We start from the raw sequence: 16,064 nt of genomic DNA, 5'->3' as shown, positions 1-16,064 counted from the left end.
ATGCGAAAGCCGTCGTGGGCCCCGAACTGGTGTACGTAGGATCTGCAAATATCACTCACAGTGGTCTGACGGTCAACCGTGAGCTCTGTGAAATTATGGAGAATGAGTACGGAAGCGTTAGCACCTACTTAGATACAGAGCTAGGACTTTGATACCTCGGAAAACAGCGGCAACGGCGAAGAGAACATCCGCGTATCAAGGTTTGTCAATTATTGACGCGAGTTTCTCAGCTGTCGAATCTGTGGTGTCTTTCCATTGTGGGGGTCGGTCTTCTCCTGATTTAGGCGGATCTATTTCAAAATCAATTGGGTGGTAGGTGAGATGCTCCAGTAACTCCGCTGCGGTTTCTCCTACGAACTCCGCGTTCTTTCGCTTGGACGAGACACCGCCAGAGCTGAGATTGTAATGATTGGTGAATAACTGTAAAATTCTAACTTGGTCAGCTGGGATCTCTCTCGTACTGAGGTGGCGAAAAATCTTCGCAGCATTGTCGGCCGGGTCAGCTCGACGCCATTCGAGTTCGATTAAAACGTATCGATCACCATCGTTTCCTGCTATGTCAATCGGTGTTTGTGCAATAGGGTACTCTGTTTCCCACGCATAAGATGAGCAGAACTGTTCTAAGTGGTCTTTCAACCGATGAACAACTTCGTCCGCAAACTTGCCCATAGTGTGAGCATTAGGACACACCAACAAGAATCGTTTGTCCTCTATTGTCCCTATGTCTTATCAATCACTGTAGCTAGGGCGCTCTCGATATCTAATCGGATCCTTCATTCCTACGTCTTGGAATGCTTTGAGTCGGTAGGCACATGCATCGCAAGTACCACAGGCTGGTTCTTCATCGCGGTAACAGCTCCACGTAAGCTCGTACGGAACATCGAGGTCTAGCCCACGCTCCGCGATCTCTGTTTTCGTCCAATCCACGAACGGTGCCACCAATTCGATTGACGTCTCTGGTTTCGTCCCGATATCTATGACCTGTTGGAACTCATCAAAGAATTCCGGGCGACAATCCGGGTAACCGGAGTAGTCCTCGCTGTGTGCACCAATAAAGACGGCCCCACAGTCGTTTGCTTCAGCGTACGACGTAGCCATCGATAGCAGGTTCGAATTCCGGAACGGAACGTAGCTTGACGGTATCTCATCGCTATCAAGATCGACTTCTTCGACATCGATGTTCTCGTCAGTGAGGCTGGAAGCACCGATCCGGGCTAAGTGGTCTGTTTCGATGTGAAGGAAGTCCGCGACATCCATATAGTCGGCCAATGCTCGGGCGCACTCTGACTCTTTGTCCGCTGTTTGTTGGCCGTAGGTCGTGTGGAGGAAGTACAAGTCATACCCCCTGTGCTTCGCCTCAAAAGCTGCAGTCGCACTATCCATTCCGCCCGATACAAGGATAACCGCACTTTCCGTGCTACCTGCTTGATTAGTCGTCATGGTTGTATGATTTGATTTTACGTTTCCGGAGCGTCATTCCAGAGATCAACGTGAAGCCGGGGCGTATATTGATATCCGTGCTCCATCGCTATCTCAGCGGTCAGTTCGCGGGTTTCTGACAATCGTTCACGGGTCGAACCCTCCGGCATCAACAAAATGTCTGAATCTTGAATCACCGTATCTGCGGCGTCCCGGAGCTGATCAACTAACCGGTTGATCTCGGGCATATCATCTCTATCTGTGACTACAAATTTCAGCTGGAAAGTATAGGTCTCCACCAGCTTGCAGAGGGCGTCTATATCGATCCTTCGATCATCGTGCCGGTCAGCCCATTCTCCATCGCCCTGCGGGTCCTTTGCCGCGGTCGGAGTGCTGCTCGCCAGTTTTGGACTGATGCTCACAAGGTCGATGGAAGTATCGTGATAGATCGTACCGTTGGTTTCGACAGTAGTATGGTAGCCGGTGTCGCTGAGGCGGTCTAACAGCTCGGTGGTCTCATCGTGGAGTAATGGTTCACCGCCGGTCACGACGACATGGTTTGCTTTCTCATAATCGGTGACACGGTCGATGACGGCATCGATATCGAGCCAGGCGTGGGTCGGCTCCCAGCTGGTATGGAACGAGTCACAGAACCAGCACCGGAGATTGCAACCACTCGTCCGAACGAACACGCTCGGCATCCCGGCGATCTTCCCTTCGCCTTGTAACGAGTAGAACAATTCATTCACTGGCAGCCCGTCCTTCGTTTCTGTGCCAGTAGAACCCTCCTCAACCGTTGGAACATCCGAATTCACCGGCATTGCTCTATAGGGCCTCTCCGGCAGCGAGCTCACCGGTCTCTCGAACCTCAACTGCGACATTACTGACCGTCTCCGGCAATGTTTCCTCCAGCCGTCGTTCAAGAACGATCCCCATCACTTCGGCTGTCGGGGGCTGGTCGAGCACGATTAGGGCATCGTCGTCGCCGCTGGCCTCAAAAGCCTCGATCAGTGGATCGCCTTTCTCCACGAGAAATCGGTGATCCCACTCAGATAATACAGAAGTGACGTCTCCCTTGTCGATGACCCATCCTTCGCTGGTCAGGGTGCCAGTTATCGAGACGCTGATTTTGTAGTTATGCCCATGAGGACGGCTGCACTTGCCGTCATGGTGTAGAATCCGGTGTCCTGTACTCAGGCGAATCGGCTGGTCACGTCCGACGTGTAAGGTTCGTTCACCCTCGGAGAGATCCTCTGATGTGAGGGGGTACTCTCTAGATAGGTCTTGAGCCATACTGAGGTATTATCTGTGGCATACTTAACTTTGAACCACTCGTCGAAAGTTATGGAGAGTCCCGAAAATAGATTGGGTATCTGACGGTTTTGAGAACGAGAAGTTAATTGAGGGCAACGATAGAGTTACTACACAGGTTATTTGATGTCGGCATTCAGGACTCTTGGAAAGGCTGCATACGGCCGTCGAGGCGAAATAGACACGCCTGCCGGCCGTATTCAGACGCCCGAGCTTCTGCCTGTGGTAAATCTAATCGGAGGGACAACAACAGAATCCGGTGGTATCTGGCGGTATACCCGTCGGCACCTCTTCGAGAGCGACAATGTCCAGGGGATTATGTTTCAAGCGATGTCGTTTCTCGACTACAATCTCACCCCTGACAATTTGGAGGAGTGGCGTGAGAAACCGCTCAAACAGCATTTCGAGGAGAGTGACGTTGAACCCGGGTTTGATCAACCGCTATTCATCGACTCGGGCGGATTTAAGCTGATGAACTCGACGAAGTTCGGACAGACGCCTGGCGAAGGCGGTAGTGAGAACGACTGGGATATCTACACGAATCCAGAGAGCATCTTGGACTTGCAGCTGGACTACGGCGCGGATATCATTGCCACGTTGGACTTTCCGATTCCACAGAACCTGAATAAGGAAGAAACCACTGAACGGATGGAGAAGAGTATCGATAACGCGGTTGAGACTCTCCAGTTGCTTGACGAACGCGAGCTGGAGGAGACGCCCTCTATGTATGTGGCCATACATGGCCACAACTACGAGGATGTCAACTGGTATGTCAGCCAATTCTTGGACCGTGCCGATGAACTTGATGAGGCCTTCGAAGGGTTCGCTCTCGGTTCACTTGTCCCTCTCAGCAGCTCTCCAGATACCTTGGTCGATATCGTTCAAGGGGCAAGAGACGCGATACCTGAGGACCGTTACGACGAAATCGCATTCCACGTGTTCGGAATAAGCGGGAGGCTCTGTCCTCTCCTATCTCTCCTCGGGGTAGATACGTTCGATTCGAGGAGCTATCAGTACGCAGCTCGGAACAAGAAGTTCATCCACCCCGACACCTGGCAACGGATTAGTCTTGATCAGATTGATGACTGGGATGACTGGCCCTGTGACTGTCAGGCCTGTCAGAACATCCACTTAGACGATATGCGACACGCCCTGCTAGAATCTGAGGTCAGTAACAAGCCCATTGAGGGTGAGCACGGGACGCATTTCAAGAGCGAATACTACGCACAGATAGCTCATCATAACTTCGAGCTGTACAGCCGCCAGATGCAACAAGTTCGTGACGCTATTGACGAGGGGCGTTTACTCGAACGTGTTGCTAACTTCGCTCAGGGGAAGAATATCGTAGAGAAAGCGCTGAAGCGGGCTCAGCTACACAACCCAGAACTCCGCGAGCAACTTGCAGACATCGGTTACGAGGGGTTAGTTGCAGGGCCGGATGACGAGACGTTCCAGACCAAGCTATCTAGCTTCCTCGAAGGAGTTGAGGACACGACACGGAAGAAACGGACCATTTCGTTGAAGCATGGGCCAAACGACTTCGACATCCTCCAGCACGACGATTATCAGCCGCCGAGCGAGGCAAATGTACTACTGATTCTACCCTGTAGCCAGGAGAAGCCGTATTCGGAGTCACGGACACACCAGGCTGTCCTCTCCCGTCTTGAGGACTACCGTGAGCGATATCATAAGGTGTCCATCTCAGGGTTATATGGGCCAGTACCTGAGGACTTCGAGGAGGCTGACCCGGTGATGAGCTACGAGTACGTATTGACGACTGCCGATAACGACCAGGTTGAACTCGTTGCGAATCGGCTCGTACAGTACCTGAACCAATACGGTGAGAAATTCGACCATATCTTGGCCTATACGACCAACAAAGCCTACCGCCAGGCGATTGACAAAGCGTTTACCCAGTACGGTCGCGGCGAGATATATCCGTCCGACCCGCGAGCGCTCCAGTTGACCGAGCACTTCCGCAGTGAAAATATCGACGAGCTCGTTGGCCGATTTACCAGTTCACGGTAATACGTAATCGACTATCCTGCAGATGTCTAGTGGTTTTCCCCAAGAACTAAGGTCTCCTCATGCGATCAGCAGAGTATATGACGTCGTTATTAGTCCAATCGTGTTCTGCAACGAAGGAACAGGTGGATACACCGGTTCCTGCTCTCGATTTGTACGATGGATACTTCTTCAGGATCATAAAAAAGGCATTGCGGACGGGTCGATTTCAGTCTGAAATTGACATTATGATTATATCTGCGGAGCACGGGGTTGTAGAACCTGATCAGGAAATCGGATACTATGACCGTCGGATGGACACAGAACGCGCTGACGAACTGAACGACCAAGTCGTCAGCGCTATTGCCAGCAAAGTCACTACTAACGGGTATGACAAGGTATGGATCAATCTTGGAAAGGACTATCTTCCCGCTATCGATGGGGTTGAATCTGCCGTTGATGTACCCGTTGACTACATCGAAGGTACCGGTATCGGGATGAAAGGAAAGCGGCTGAAGCACTTGGTTTCCAGCGGCCGTTCCATTCCAGTGCACGGTGACTGACAGTATGGTCTCATTCGATGTTGTTGCGGAGGCAGGCGAGGCACGACGTGGCCAGCTCCAGATTAACGACCGTACCCTGGAAACCCCGCACCTGTTCCCGGTGATCAACTTCTACGGCGGTGGCAACGAGGGCGCGCTATTTGGTGGCGGTGTCCACCGTACGGTAAAGGAGTTCCTCGCTCACGATAACGAAGTCACCGGTGGTGAAGACTACAGTGACCTTTTCCACGGGGTGATGACTTCGATTTCCTCCCTGGCCGACTACGGCATTCGGGAGAAGAAGCTGGAATGGTATCTCAACAATGAAATCCGCGAGTGGGACTGTTTCAGCGACTATGACGGGATGATCTTCGCAGACTCCGGCGGCTACAAAATCCTGAAGCAGGGTGGTCTAGAAGGTAAGGACTTCGAGAAGGACATCGATCAGGACAAGGCGCTGGATATACAGCTGGCTCTAGGACCAGACATCGTGGTCAACCTGGATCACCCGATCCATCCGGATGACGAGTTCGAGGAGCGGATCGAAAAGATGGAGCAGACAGCCGCCAACGCTGCCCGCTTCGCAGAGCGTCGTGACGAGGTTGACGGGGCCTGCTACCTCACGGTGCATGGCTATTATGAAGCGATGCTCGAACGCTCCTTCGACCTCATTGAAGACGAACTCGCAGAACCAATCCCCGAAGCGTTCGACGGGATTGCGTTGGGTAGCCTCGTTCCGCGAAAAGACAACGTTGAGGTTCTCGTCGAAGCAGTATCCGACTGTAAGCGGGAGATGCAACAGCGAGGGTATGACGAGCTCCCTCTACACGTATTAGGGATCTCGGGTAACGCAATGCCGCTACTCGTTGCTGTCGGGGCCGATACCTTCGATTCTGCCTCCTACCTACACCAAGCGATCAACGGGAAGTATTGCGTCAACCTGTTCGAGACTGTTCCGATTGATGAAGCTAACTTCGATTCCTGTGAGTGCCGCGTCTGTAACGATGACTTCCACCGAGCACGCATGCGGAACGAGATGGAGGACCTGTATCAGAAGGATATCCTCGGCTCGGTGGCAGCGCATAATCTCGCGGTTCAGCAACGGGAGCTTCGCAAGTTCCGCCAATTGATCGCTGAGGGAGACAAAGAACGGGTGGCTGAGTATCTGGAGGAGGCCGTGAAGGATCAGAAAGGCTTCCGGAAGTTCGCCTACCAGCTAATCAACGAACGAATTAACCCATACTTCGAGGAAACAGACACAACCTATGCATAAGACACCACAAGTCAACGAGGTCAACGAGTTCATCGAGATAGCTAGCGACTTTGAAGACCCCTTGGAGGTCATCAGAGAAGCGCTATCGAACTCGTACGACGCCGACGCTACGCAAGTCGATATCAACATCGAACAGGATGAGGAGGGTCGAAACACCCTCGTTATCGAGGACGACGGTCACGGGATGGACGAAGACGATCTATCGTCGTTCTTCGACCTTGGTAACTCCAACAAGGACGACGCAATCGGATACAAGGGACACGGTACTAAAATCTACTACAAGAGTGATGAGATCCGTGTGGAGACGGTCAAGGACGGTACACGGATCGAATCAGTAATGAATCAGCCGTGGGCGAAGCTTAACAACCGGGAACTACCCACCTATTCAATCGAGAAGACAGATACTGACGAACCATCACGAACTCGGATTGAAGTACATGGATTCCGGGCAGGGCAAGGGTTCGATCCCCAGAAGCTCACCTACAACAAAATTGAGCACTATATCAAATGGAAAACCATCGGTGGATCGACCGCCTGGCACTTCACCGACGATTTCCACCGCATGGATATCACCGTCGAGCTCTCTTCTACAATCGACGATACACGGGATCAAATCCAGACCGATAATCGTCTGGAGTTTTCTCCTGAAAACCGGGATCCGGATGGTGAACTCGTCGCTGAGATGATGTGCAAACACTACCCCCCCAGAGAATTGACCGTAGCTCTTGATGACGGGCGTGAGTTGACGATTGAAGTTGTGGGGATGGTAGGCGGAAAGGAAGCCAGGAACGAGCTACCGACGTACGGCAAGCACTCCGCTCAATTCGGCATCTGGCTAGCGAAAGACCACATCAAGGTCGAACGGTACAACGATGCAATCGGTGCCGACAACGAGTTCTTCCATTTCTTCTTCGTTGCCAACTGCCAGGAACTCGAACTCTCTGCTAACCGTGAGAAGATCCGCAACAAATCCGGCGACGTTTATCAAGCGATTACGGATGAGCTGGATCGGTTTATGACCAAGGTGTGCCAGGACTCTTGGTACCAGAAGTACATTGAGCGGCGCAAGTTGGAGGATAAGAAACGGAGTATCCGATCTCAAGAGAGCACTCTCGAAGAACGCCGACAGCGCACAGAAGAACAGGGCGGTCTCTCTCCGTCGAACTCTGCAGAGGTTATTGCTATGTTAGAGCGGTACAGCGCTAATGGAGCACCGGAGACTATCAAGATAGCCGACTTTCAGATGGACGATGAAGTGAATGCTATTCTCGATACGGAAGGCGAGTTAGAGAACGCTTCGTTACAGGTCAAACTCAGCGACTTCTTTGAGGACGAAACTCCGCTGAATCACATCGACCGATTCGTCTGTTGGAAACTGGGCGACCTTGATTCCCTATCCCAGGTCGAACGCTCACCGTATATGGGGAAGCCAATCCGCTTCGATTTCCAGGAAAATGTGATCCGATATGGAGGTGAGAACCCGAGGACAATCCCCGTACTTGAATTGGCTGAAAAAGTGTCATAGCAGTCACTCCCAGACGTCGATATCCTTGACAGCTGTGGGGCCCATCTCCACGTCGCGCCGGGTTGCAGGATAAGGATTAATGCCTCCGTCAGTTCAGTGAGATGCGACAGTAGTATCAGTACTATTGCGACAACCCCCTATTCGAAGCTTGGTGGGTGCCTATTGTGTCCCCATAATCTCGATGATGCGCCAGATGTTTGGGAATGAGTAAGCCCATTTGTAGAACGGCGCTCGTTCCCTAACACGGTCTTTTTGGACCGATTCACCGCTTCATTATTTGACGACCTCCCAGCGGTGGCCACAGCCGGCTCACCCGAGAATGATGGATCGACCGACATTCGCAGCGGAATACGGACGACTCGATCAGCCCGGCGGGAGGACGTCGTCATACTCGTTGTCAAGGATATCGGCACAATCGACGGGAATACTGGTCCACGCGTTCTTCACCACCTCGTACCCAGTCCAGCCTTCTGTGCGAATCATCTCTACGGTAGCCTCGCAGAACTCGGCCTTTGAGATAAGATCGTTGTCAAGCAGGATATAGAGAAGATATGGTGGCCCGACGACGTCTATCTCGTACCCGTTATGGTCAATGAGACGGCGAATTGAGCGTCTCGCAGCTGAGTCAAGAATCGACACGATCTGACACGAAGAACCATGTTCGGAAAGTTCCTGCTTAAGCGACTGTTCGCCTGCGTCTGGTCCATGCGGGCGAGGAACGACAGTCACGCACGACCACGGGGACGACTCCTCATTTAGCTGTTCGAGAACACGCTGGCTTCCTCGTTTCAAGTAGTGCTCCCGGCTTCCTTCCGGTGGGTACGTATTCGAGTTGACGTGGTTTCGGAGCTCGTGCTGACAGACGTTTGTCGTTGTGAGACGGATCGCGTCTTTCAGTACATTCCACTGATCGGTGTTTCCAACAGCAATCAACGAACTCGTATCGACCAGTATCGGGTGGCGAGTGTCACTCGCCATCTATACCGGCGAGAAATTCAGACGTGTCCCGTTCCATCGCCGTCTCGAACGACGCTTTTTCCTCTTCCATTCTCTCAATTTTCTCACCGAGAAGGACACGAGCTACGTCTTCACCGATCTCTCCGCGACTATAGCGTTCGTAGACCGCGATCTCGTCCTGTTCGTCTAACGACTGACGCAGCATTTCGACCAACCCGACGCGAGCGAGTTCACTCACGTTGACGCCCCCGATGTGGATCTCATCGAGTAGCTCCGCTGCCTCCTTTTCGGCTCCAGCACGGAACTGTATCGTCTTATCGTAGCTTGACCCACTCATACTCTGTAGTTCGGCACGGAATGGCATATATGTTATGACGTGTACTTACTTGTCATTACAACTGGGTGGAGATATTTCGGTACCGTTCAGACGCTACCTTGGATGGAGGAGGGAATCGTGTGGAACCACTGTGACTACTAGATCTTGGCGCTGCGCCAGGTGTTTGAGTATGAAACGATTCCAGAACGCAACCGGGCGTTCTAAACGTTCTTACGCTGTTTTATAGAGACTGCAAGGCGAATACACCCGCCTTCAGGCGGGTGATGAAGCCGACATGGTGGGCAGCAACCCACCATTCCAATTGCAGGCTCGGATATTCCATCGCCAGACATCAAATTTCACAAGCGAGACGAGTATAACCTGTTATACAAGACGTTCGACAGATGCTGGAAGTCCACCGCACCCACCGAACGAAAATCCGCAACCACACACAGGTCGCGGAGTCGCTTGATCGCCACGGGTGGTCAGCCAGCAAGCTGTGGAACGTCGCCAACTACTACGCCCGCCAACAATGGGAGAAGATAGGCGAGATTCCCGACCACGAAGAACTCAAACGCGAGTTGAAGGATCACGACAAGTACCGAGGACTGCACAGCCAGTCCAGTCAGCGGGTTCTGGAGGAACTCGCTGAAGCCTTCAACTCATGGTACTCCTCGGACGACGACCGGGATAATCCGCCCGGCTACCGCAAAGAAAATTACTACGACGATCACGGCCGCCGCGTCCACGAAGAACACCCCCGTTCAACGGTCACGTGGAAGCAGAACGGCTTCCGTCACGACTCCAAACACAATCGCGTCCGCCTCTCCAAAGGCGCGAACCACAAGGACCACCCCCGCGCTCGGGAGTACATCCTCGTCGAATACGAGACGCGCCCAGACGTTGAGGTGGAGAACATCCAGCAAGTCCGCGCCGTCTACAACAACGCGAAAGAGCGGTGGGAACTCCACCTCGTCTGCACGAAAGACGTGGAGACGCCAGCCCCGCCCGGCGATGAGACGGCGGGCATCGACCTCGGCATCAGCAACTTCGCCGCCGTTGCCTACAGCACGGAAGAGGCCGATCTCTACCCCGCCAATCGCCTGAAACAAGACGGGTACTACTTCCCGAAGGAGATTTCCAAATGCGACGACAGTGGTGGTGAGCGGGCGACCCGCCTGCACCACAAGTGGTCGGAGCGCCGCACCCACTTCTTTCACGCCCTTGCCAAACACATCGTCCAGCGGTGCGTCGAGAAGGGTGTTGGCCAGATTAACGTCGGTGACCTCGACGGTGTTCGAGAGGCCGATGACGGTGAGTCGAAAAACTGGGGTCGGCACGGCAACCTTGACCTGCACGGGTGGGGCTTCGACCGCTTCACCAGCATTCTCGAATATAAGGCGAAGGTCGAAGGGATTGACGTGGAAGAAGTGGACGAGAAAGACACGTCGAAGACGTGTTCTGTGTGCGGAAAAAAAGACGAGAGACAGCGTGTTGAACGCGGCTTGTACGTCTGCGAGTCCTGTGACGCGGCGTGTAACGCCGACGTGAACGGGGCAGAGAATATTCGTCTAGATATCACCGACAGCACAAGTAACTCCGAGTCTCCGTCTGGGGATAGGAGTACCGGCTGGTTGGCACAGCCCGGCGTCTACCTGTACGACCTCACCTGCGGATTCCAACCGCAGGCAGAGGTGGTAGACTCCAAACCGTAATATCCCAACGTTCGGGATTCCACGGCCTGAAGGCCGTGGAGGATGTCAAGGAGATATCCTTTCTGGGAAAGGACTTCTTGGGTGAGAACCCTCCCGAGGTCCTGTCCGAGATCGACGCCATCGAGGTAGTACGGAACGCCACCGAAGATTCCCCACGTGAAAATCCGCTCTTCGGGCGAACACTCGTCCGGAACGAACTCCTGTGCAGCAGCGAAGTTGAGGGGCCGGAGATCAAGCCGCTCCGTGAATCGGCCATACAGGGGGCTGTTCCCGAGAAGCGTTGCTTCTTCCATCATACTGATCGACGACCCGACCAGAACGAGCGTTCCGAGGCGTTCTGGGGCCGTTGGTCCCACAGTCGCTGAATGACCGACGGGAGACTCTCGTCGGCGTCGATGAGGTAGGGAAACTCGTCCAGAACCACGATTCCGTCCTGATCCCCCAGATACCCGAGCAACGCTTCCCAGTTCTGTTTGATCTGTGTGATCCCGGGGAAGTTCTCGGCGGCGACATCGACGAACTCGTCGAGTTGTATCTGGGAGGTGGTCTCCGTCGCCTGATAGACGACTGCGTCGTCACGGTCGGAAAGCGAGTGCTGGACGAGTTGTGTCTTCCCAAGGCGTCACCGCCCGAAAACCACGACCAGCTCTGCGTCGTCGGATTCGTAGCATCCGCGTAGTCGTGAGAGTTCATCGTCCCGATCCACGAAGTGGTCCATATACCCACTCCGTCGTGACGGGGAATGATACTTCCGAATAGCCTATTTCAGAATAGGCTAATTTGAAATTGTCTATCTGGGGCTCTCCCGCATCTCTCGAATTACATCGGTCAGGCGGTGGCACCTCCGGACGACAACTCACCAGTCGCCGTCGACGGCGCGCTGAGAGGCGGTCGCCGCCTGCTCGGCGATCGCATTCTAGTCGAACATCCACGCGCGGTCGACGGGGTTCGTTGGGGAACGGCCCCCGCCGAGCGCGGCGTCGAGCATCGTTGTGAGCGCGTCGACCGTCGGCTCGACGTACAGCTCGCGTCGGCCGCGCGCCTGTCCGAGCATCGTAGTCGTCGTGTTGGAGTCTCGCCCAACACTTATGGTGTTGGCCTCTATCCCAACACGTAGGGGATGCCACAGGAGCCGTTCTTCCAGTACACACGTCGAGGCCGGCCTCGTCGAGAACGTCGTGCTGCGGCCGACTGATGACACCGAGACATTCCCCTCAGGCTGGAAGTACACGCTCCACCTGGGTACCCTCGATGACCTCACGCTCGTCCGCTACGACAACTCGCACGAGGACACGAAGGGTCACGAGCACCACACCGCAGCCGGCGACAGAGACGACGTCGAGTTCCCTGGAATGGAAGACCGACTCGTCGAGTTCTGGGCGAGCGCGGACGAGTACTGGGAGGCCGTCGGCGGCAACCCGCCTCGACCACACTGATCGACCACCACCCGACCCACCGATACCCCGACCATGACCACACTCTACATCACCGTCGGCGACCGAGAACAGCTCCGCCAGGATGCGCTCCAGTTCGTCCAGGACGTCGACGCTGACGATCTCGACAGCTGGGATGGAACAGCGACGCTCCAGTTCGGAACCTACGACGACTTCGTCGATAGTCTCACCCCACTCCGCCTCGAGCTCATCCGGGCGATCGCGGAGGAGACCCCCGAGAGCATGCGCGAGGCGGCTCGCCTCGTCGACCGCGACGTGTCCGATGTCCACTCGGACCTGAAGCAGCTCGAAGTGCTGGGTATCCTCACCCTCGAACCGGGCGGCCCCAGCGGCGCGATCCAACCCGTCGTCCCGTTCGATCGGATCGAGGTTCACATCGACTACCCGCTCGTCGATCGCGGCGATGCCGATAGCGCATCCGCGAGTGTGTAGCGGGAGAACTCAGCGACGACTCTTCGTTCTTCCGCACACGCAAGCGGTGGCAACTCCGGACGACAACTCACCAGTCGCCGTCGACGGCGCGCTGAGAGGCGGTCGCCGTCGAGCGCAGTGTCGAGGGTCGCGGTCACCGCGTCGACTGCGAGGTCGCCGAGCGCGTCTTCGTGGACATACCGGTGTGTCTCTACTGGCCTTGATGCAGAGAACGGTCGACACAGTTATATGAGAAAGTGTTCAATCAATCATCTATGAGCTCGCAAACGGAACGACTCGAACGCCTCATCACCGAGGAACGTGGTGGGTGCTGTGAGGCCGATATCGAGGAACGGCTCGATTCACTCCGTTCGTATCAATCGGAGACGCCGACCAATCCTGACGCCGATCTAACCGCGCTCAAGACGCTGGGGAACGATACGCGCTATCACATCGTCCGGTTGTTGACGGCCGCGGATCGGGAGCTGTGTGTCTGCGAAATCAATCCGATCGTCAACGTCAGCGACAGCGCGATCAGTCACGCCCTTTCGGACCTTTACGACGCCGGGCTCGTCACGCGGCGAAAGGACGGGACGTGGCGGTACTACGAGACGACCGATCGGGCCGAGGCGCTGCTGACAGCCCTCGACAAGACGGGAGAGGCCGATCGATGAGCGACACACCAGTTCGCGTGGCGTTCATGTGCGTCCAGAACGCCGGCCGGTCACAGATGTCGACTGCGTTCGCTGAACACGAGCGGGAGAGTCGGGATCTCGACGACGTCGTCGAGATTCTCACCGGCGGAACCCGTCCCGCCGAGCACGTTCACGACGTCGTCGTCGAGGTGATGCGCGAGGAGGGGTTCGATTTATCGAATCGCACGCCACGGGAGATTTCGACGGACGAGCTCGAGTCGTGTGACTATGTGGTCACGATGGGCTGTTCGACGCTCGAACTCGGTGCTGACGACTCTGCTGTCGACATCCGTGACTGGGCACTGGACGATCCCGATGGGACAGACCTCGACCGAGTCCGAGAAATCCGTGATGAGATCCGTGACCGTGTGCGTGCGCTTTTCGACGAAATCGAGCGGGAGGTGACCACGCATGCCTGAAACGAGCGACACCTCGACGGAGTCTGGTCTCGACGCAGAGACACAACGGACGGTCGTCCGAGAACGGTACGCCAGCATCGCCGCGGAGGAGAGCGAGGACGACGGAAGCTGCTGTTCGGGCGACGGTTCCTGTTGCAGTCCCGCAGCGACGACGGCTCCCACTGACGAGACGGCCCGCCAACTCGGTTACTCTGAGGCCGAACTGGAGCGCGTCGACGGCGACGCAAACCTGGGGCTCGGGTGTGGGAATCCGCAGGCAATTGCGTCACTCGATGCAGGTGAATCGGTACTTGATCTCGGATCTGGTGCGGGCTTCGACTGCTTCCTCGCGGCCCAGGAAGTCGGCGACACGGGCCGTGTGATCGGCGTGGATATGACACCCGAGATGGTCGAGAAAGCGCGTGCAAACGCCACTCAGAATGACGCCGGAAATGTCGAGTTCCGCCTCGGTGAGATCGAACACCTCCCGGTTGCAGACGAGCGTATCGACGTGATCATCTCGAACTGCGTCGTGAACCTCTCGCCCGACAAGCCCCGGGTGTTCGACGAGGCGTTTCGCGTTCTCCGTCCGGGCGGGCGACTCGCGATTTCGGACGTCGTACTGACCGCGGAGGTGCCACACGACGTCCGCGCCGACCCGGACTCCGTGGCGTCCTGTGTCGCCGGCGCGTCGACCATCGACCGACTCGAGACGATACTCACCGACGCGGGCTTCGAATCGGTGACGATCTCACCGAAAGACGACAGTGACGAGTTCATCCGCGACTGGGACGACGAGTACGACGTGAGCGAGTTCCTCGTCTCCGCAACCATTACCGCTCGAAAGCCGGAAGTCGCCGATGAGTAACGTCGACCACGACCACGGCCCGGACTGCGACTGTCCGGACTGTGGTGACCCCCGATCGATGGACTTCCTCGACAAGTACCTCACCGTCTGGATCTTCGGCGCGATGGCGATCGGCGTCGGCCTCGGCTACGTCGCCCCGTCGGTGACCCGACCCATCCAAGACTTCCACCTCGTGGAGATCGGGCTCATCCTGATGATGTACCCGCCGCTCGCGAAGGTCAACTACGGCCAGCTCCCGACTGTATTCAAGAATGTGAACGTCCTGGGACTGAGTCTCGTGCAGAACTGGCTGATCGGTCCGACGCTGATGTTCGGGCTCGCGGTCGTCTTCTTCAGCGGCATCACGCCGGGGCTGCCGGCCCGCCCGGAGTTCTTCCTGGGGCTGGTGTTCATCGGGATGGCCCGCTGTATCGCGATGGTCCTCGTGTGGAACGAGCTCGCGGAGGGCTCCAACGAGTACGCTGCGGGGCTGGTCGCGTTCAACAGCGTCTTCCAGATCGTCACGTACGGCGTGTACGTCTGGTTCTTCGCGCTGATCGTCCCGGATCTGGTCGGGCTTGAGACGGTCGCATCTCAGATCGATCAATTCGGTATCACGCCGATGCAGGTCTTCGAGGCGATCGCGATCTACCTGGGGATCCCCTTTGCCGCCGGCATCCTCTCGCGGTACGTCGGCACGCGCACGAAGGGCGTCGAGTGGTACGAAGCGGAGTTCGTGCCACGGATCAGCCCGCTGACGCTGATCGCGTTGCTGTTCACGGTGATCGTGATGTTCGCGATGCAGGGCGAACGGATCGTCGGCCAGCCCAGCGACGTCCTCCTGATCGCCGTCCCGCTGACGATCTACTTCGTGGTGATGTTCTTCGTGAGCTTCGGGATGGGTCGGGAGATCGGCGCGGACTACTCGACGACGACCGCCATCGGCTTCACCGCCGCGAGCAACAACTTCGAGCTCGCTATCGCCGTCGCCGTCGCGGTGTTCGGTGTCGGCTCCGGCGTCGCCTTCGCGACCGTCGTCGGCCCGCTCATCGAGGTGCCAGTGCTGCTCGCGCTCGTCAACGTCGCGCTGTACTTCCAGGACCGGTTCGACTGGCGCGGCCACACCACCGGTCAACTTGCGGATTCGACGACCGATGCAAGCGACCGACCGACGGACGACGACTAACCCATCAGGTT

Annotated in this window: 17 protein-coding genes and 2 pseudogenes; 11 read left to right on the top strand and 8 right to left on the bottom strand. The window is 56.0% G+C overall.

Annotated features, from left to right (window positions below; all coding sequences use genetic code 11):
* Positions 1–195 precede the first annotated feature (195 nt).
* Genes GJ633_RS00285 through GJ633_RS00270 form a run of 4 tightly spaced genes read right to left on the bottom strand, consistent with a single transcriptional unit; the run spans position 196 to position 2,712 of the window.
* A complete protein-coding gene (locus GJ633_RS00285; RefSeq protein WP_156586204.1) occupies positions 196–669 on the bottom strand; it encodes a hypothetical protein in 474 nt (157 codons plus the stop codon).
* Between the two features lie 60 nt (positions 670–729).
* Entirely contained in the window at positions 730–1,440 is a 711-nt protein-coding gene (gene queC, locus GJ633_RS00280; RefSeq protein ID WP_156586202.1) for a 7-cyano-7-deazaguanine synthase QueC, read from the bottom strand.
* 17 nt (positions 1,441–1,457) lie between these two features.
* Positions 1,458–2,240: a 7-carboxy-7-deazaguanine synthase QueE gene (locus GJ633_RS00275; RefSeq protein ID WP_156586291.1), complete on the bottom strand. Its 783-nt coding sequence runs from the start codon at positions 2,238–2,240 to the stop codon at positions 1,458–1,460.
* Between the two features lie 4 nt (positions 2,241–2,244).
* Positions 2,245–2,712, bottom strand: a complete 468-nt coding sequence (locus tag GJ633_RS00270) for a 6-pyruvoyl tetrahydropterin synthase family protein (RefSeq protein ID WP_156586200.1) — start codon at positions 2,710–2,712, stop codon at positions 2,245–2,247.
* A gap of 144 nt (positions 2,713–2,856) precedes the next feature.
* Between GJ633_RS00270 and GJ633_RS00265 the strand changes: the two genes are divergently transcribed.
* Genes GJ633_RS00265 through GJ633_RS00250 form a run of 4 tightly spaced genes read left to right on the top strand, consistent with a single transcriptional unit; the run spans position 2,857 to position 8,074 of the window.
* A complete protein-coding gene (locus GJ633_RS00265; RefSeq protein WP_197431159.1) occupies positions 2,857–4,758 on the top strand; it encodes a tRNA-guanine transglycosylase in 1,902 nt (633 codons plus the stop codon).
* Positions 4,759–4,817: 59 nt separating this feature from the next.
* Complete coding sequence (locus tag GJ633_RS00260; RefSeq protein WP_197431158.1) at positions 4,818–5,297, top strand: DUF6884 domain-containing protein; 480 nt, start codon at positions 4,818–4,820, stop codon at positions 5,295–5,297.
* Between the two features lie 4 nt (positions 5,298–5,301).
* Positions 5,302–6,549 carry a tRNA-guanine transglycosylase gene (locus GJ633_RS00255; RefSeq protein ID WP_156586196.1) on the top strand — a complete coding sequence of 416 codons (1,248 nt, stop codon included), beginning with the start codon at positions 5,302–5,304 and terminating at the stop codon, positions 6,547–6,549.
* Positions 6,542–8,074, top strand: coding sequence for an ATP-binding protein (locus GJ633_RS00250; protein ID WP_156586195.1), 1,533 nt, complete (start codon positions 6,542–6,544; stop codon positions 8,072–8,074). Before GJ633_RS00255 ends, GJ633_RS00250 begins: the two co-directional genes overlap by 8 nt.
* Before the next feature lie 363 nt (positions 8,075–8,437).
* Here the strand turns inward: GJ633_RS00250 and GJ633_RS17465 are convergent, their stop codons facing one another.
* The gene (locus tag GJ633_RS17465; protein ID WP_231741161.1) at positions 8,438–8,713 is read right to left on the bottom strand and encodes a hypothetical protein; all 276 of its coding nucleotides are present in this window, start codon (positions 8,711–8,713) and stop codon (positions 8,438–8,440) included.
* Positions 8,714–9,041: 328 nt separating this feature from the next.
* Positions 9,042–9,368: a hypothetical protein gene (locus tag GJ633_RS00240; RefSeq protein WP_156586191.1), complete on the bottom strand. Its 327-nt coding sequence runs from the start codon at positions 9,366–9,368 to the stop codon at positions 9,042–9,044.
* 383 nt (positions 9,369–9,751) lie between these two features.
* On the opposite strand from GJ633_RS00240, the gene GJ633_RS00235 reads away from it, so the two are divergent.
* Complete coding sequence (locus GJ633_RS00235) at positions 9,752–11,062, top strand: RNA-guided endonuclease TnpB family protein (RefSeq protein WP_156586189.1); 1,311 nt, start codon at positions 9,752–9,754, stop codon at positions 11,060–11,062.
* A 50-nt stretch (positions 11,063–11,112) separates the two neighbouring features.
* Here GJ633_RS00235 and GJ633_RS17460 read toward each other — a convergent pair.
* Positions 11,113–11,780 (bottom strand): annotated as a pseudogene (locus tag GJ633_RS17460) (ATP-binding protein); the annotation flags it as partial.
* Positions 11,781–11,978: 198 nt separating this feature from the next.
* The gene (locus tag GJ633_RS00225; protein WP_156586187.1) at positions 11,979–12,116 is read right to left on the bottom strand and encodes a hypothetical protein; all 138 of its coding nucleotides are present in this window, start codon (positions 12,114–12,116) and stop codon (positions 11,979–11,981) included.
* Between the two features lie 66 nt (positions 12,117–12,182).
* Between GJ633_RS00225 and GJ633_RS00220 the strand changes: the two are divergent.
* The 6 genes and pseudogenes from GJ633_RS00220 to arsB all read left to right on the top strand — a co-directional run bounded on the left by GJ633_RS00220 (position 12,183) and on the right by arsB (position 16,053).
* Positions 12,183–12,498 (top strand): annotated as a pseudogene (locus GJ633_RS00220) (DUF6516 family protein).
* Between the two features lie 33 nt (positions 12,499–12,531).
* Positions 12,532–12,948: a transcriptional regulator gene (locus GJ633_RS00215; RefSeq protein ID WP_156586183.1), complete on the top strand. Its 417-nt coding sequence runs from the start codon at positions 12,532–12,534 to the stop codon at positions 12,946–12,948.
* A 254-nt stretch (positions 12,949–13,202) separates the two neighbouring features.
* Positions 13,203–13,601 carry a metalloregulator ArsR/SmtB family transcription factor gene (locus tag GJ633_RS00210; protein WP_156586181.1) on the top strand — a complete coding sequence of 133 codons (399 nt, stop codon included), beginning with the start codon at positions 13,203–13,205 and terminating at the stop codon, positions 13,599–13,601.
* Positions 13,598–14,041: a low molecular weight phosphatase family protein gene (locus GJ633_RS00205; protein ID WP_156586179.1), complete on the top strand. Its 444-nt coding sequence runs from the start codon at positions 13,598–13,600 to the stop codon at positions 14,039–14,041. Before GJ633_RS00210 ends, GJ633_RS00205 begins: the two co-directional genes overlap by 4 nt.
* Positions 14,034–14,888 carry an arsenite methyltransferase gene (locus tag GJ633_RS00200; RefSeq protein ID WP_156586178.1) on the top strand — a complete coding sequence of 285 codons (855 nt, stop codon included), beginning with the start codon at positions 14,034–14,036 and terminating at the stop codon, positions 14,886–14,888. The genes GJ633_RS00205 and GJ633_RS00200 overlap by 8 nt, the downstream gene beginning before the upstream one ends.
* Positions 14,881–16,053, top strand: a complete 1,173-nt coding sequence (gene arsB, locus GJ633_RS00195; protein WP_156586176.1) for an ACR3 family arsenite efflux transporter — start codon at positions 14,881–14,883, stop codon at positions 16,051–16,053. The genes GJ633_RS00200 and arsB overlap by 8 nt, the downstream gene beginning before the upstream one ends.
* The last annotated feature ends 11 nt before the right edge of the window (positions 16,054–16,064 follow it).

Origin of the sequence: Halorubrum sp. CBA1125, from assembly GCF_009742825.1 — an archaeon.
Lineage (GTDB): Archaea > Halobacteriota > Halobacteria > Halobacteriales > Haloferacaceae > Halorubrum.
This window is presented reverse-complemented; position numbering and strand designations above follow the sequence as displayed.

Bases quoted from the DNA above. Each gene is read 5' to 3' on its own strand.
- GJ633_RS00265 (WP_197431159.1), top strand. From the start codon at position 2,857: ATGTCGGCATTCAGGACTCTTGGAAAGGCTGCATACGGCCGTCGAGGC.
- arsB (WP_156586176.1), top strand. From the start codon at position 14,881: ATGAGTAACGTCGACCACGACCACGGCCCGGACTGCGACTGTCCGGAC.
- GJ633_RS00285 (WP_156586204.1), bottom strand. From the start codon at position 669: ATGGGCAAGTTTGCGGACGAAGTTGTTCATCGGTTGAAAGACCACTTA.
- GJ633_RS00250 (WP_156586195.1), top strand. From the start codon at position 6,542: ATGCATAAGACACCACAAGTCAACGAGGTCAACGAGTTCATCGAGATA.
- GJ633_RS00275 (WP_156586291.1), bottom strand. From the start codon at position 2,240: ATGCCGGTGAATTCGGATGTTCCAACGGTTGAGGAGGGTTCTACTGGC.
- queC (WP_156586202.1), bottom strand. From the start codon at position 1,440: ATGACGACTAATCAAGCAGGTAGCACGGAAAGTGCGGTTATCCTTGTA.
- GJ633_RS00210 (WP_156586181.1), top strand. From the start codon at position 13,203: ATGAGCTCGCAAACGGAACGACTCGAACGCCTCATCACCGAGGAACGT.
- GJ633_RS00255 (WP_156586196.1), top strand. From the start codon at position 5,302: ATGGTCTCATTCGATGTTGTTGCGGAGGCAGGCGAGGCACGACGTGGC.
- GJ633_RS00240 (WP_156586191.1), bottom strand. From the start codon at position 9,368: ATGAGTGGGTCAAGCTACGATAAGACGATACAGTTCCGTGCTGGAGCC.
- GJ633_RS00235 (WP_156586189.1), top strand. From the start codon at position 9,752: ATGCTGGAAGTCCACCGCACCCACCGAACGAAAATCCGCAACCACACA.
- GJ633_RS00260 (WP_197431158.1), top strand. From the start codon at position 4,818: ATGCGATCAGCAGAGTATATGACGTCGTTATTAGTCCAATCGTGTTCT.
- GJ633_RS00205 (WP_156586179.1), top strand. From the start codon at position 13,598: ATGAGCGACACACCAGTTCGCGTGGCGTTCATGTGCGTCCAGAACGCC.
- GJ633_RS00270 (WP_156586200.1), bottom strand. From the start codon at position 2,712: ATGGCTCAAGACCTATCTAGAGAGTACCCCCTCACATCAGAGGATCTC.
- GJ633_RS00200 (WP_156586178.1), top strand. From the start codon at position 14,034: ATGCCTGAAACGAGCGACACCTCGACGGAGTCTGGTCTCGACGCAGAG.
- GJ633_RS00215 (WP_156586183.1), top strand. From the start codon at position 12,532: ATGACCACACTCTACATCACCGTCGGCGACCGAGAACAGCTCCGCCAG.
- GJ633_RS00225 (WP_156586187.1), bottom strand. From the start codon at position 12,116: ATGCTCGGACAGGCGCGCGGCCGACGCGAGCTGTACGTCGAGCCGACG.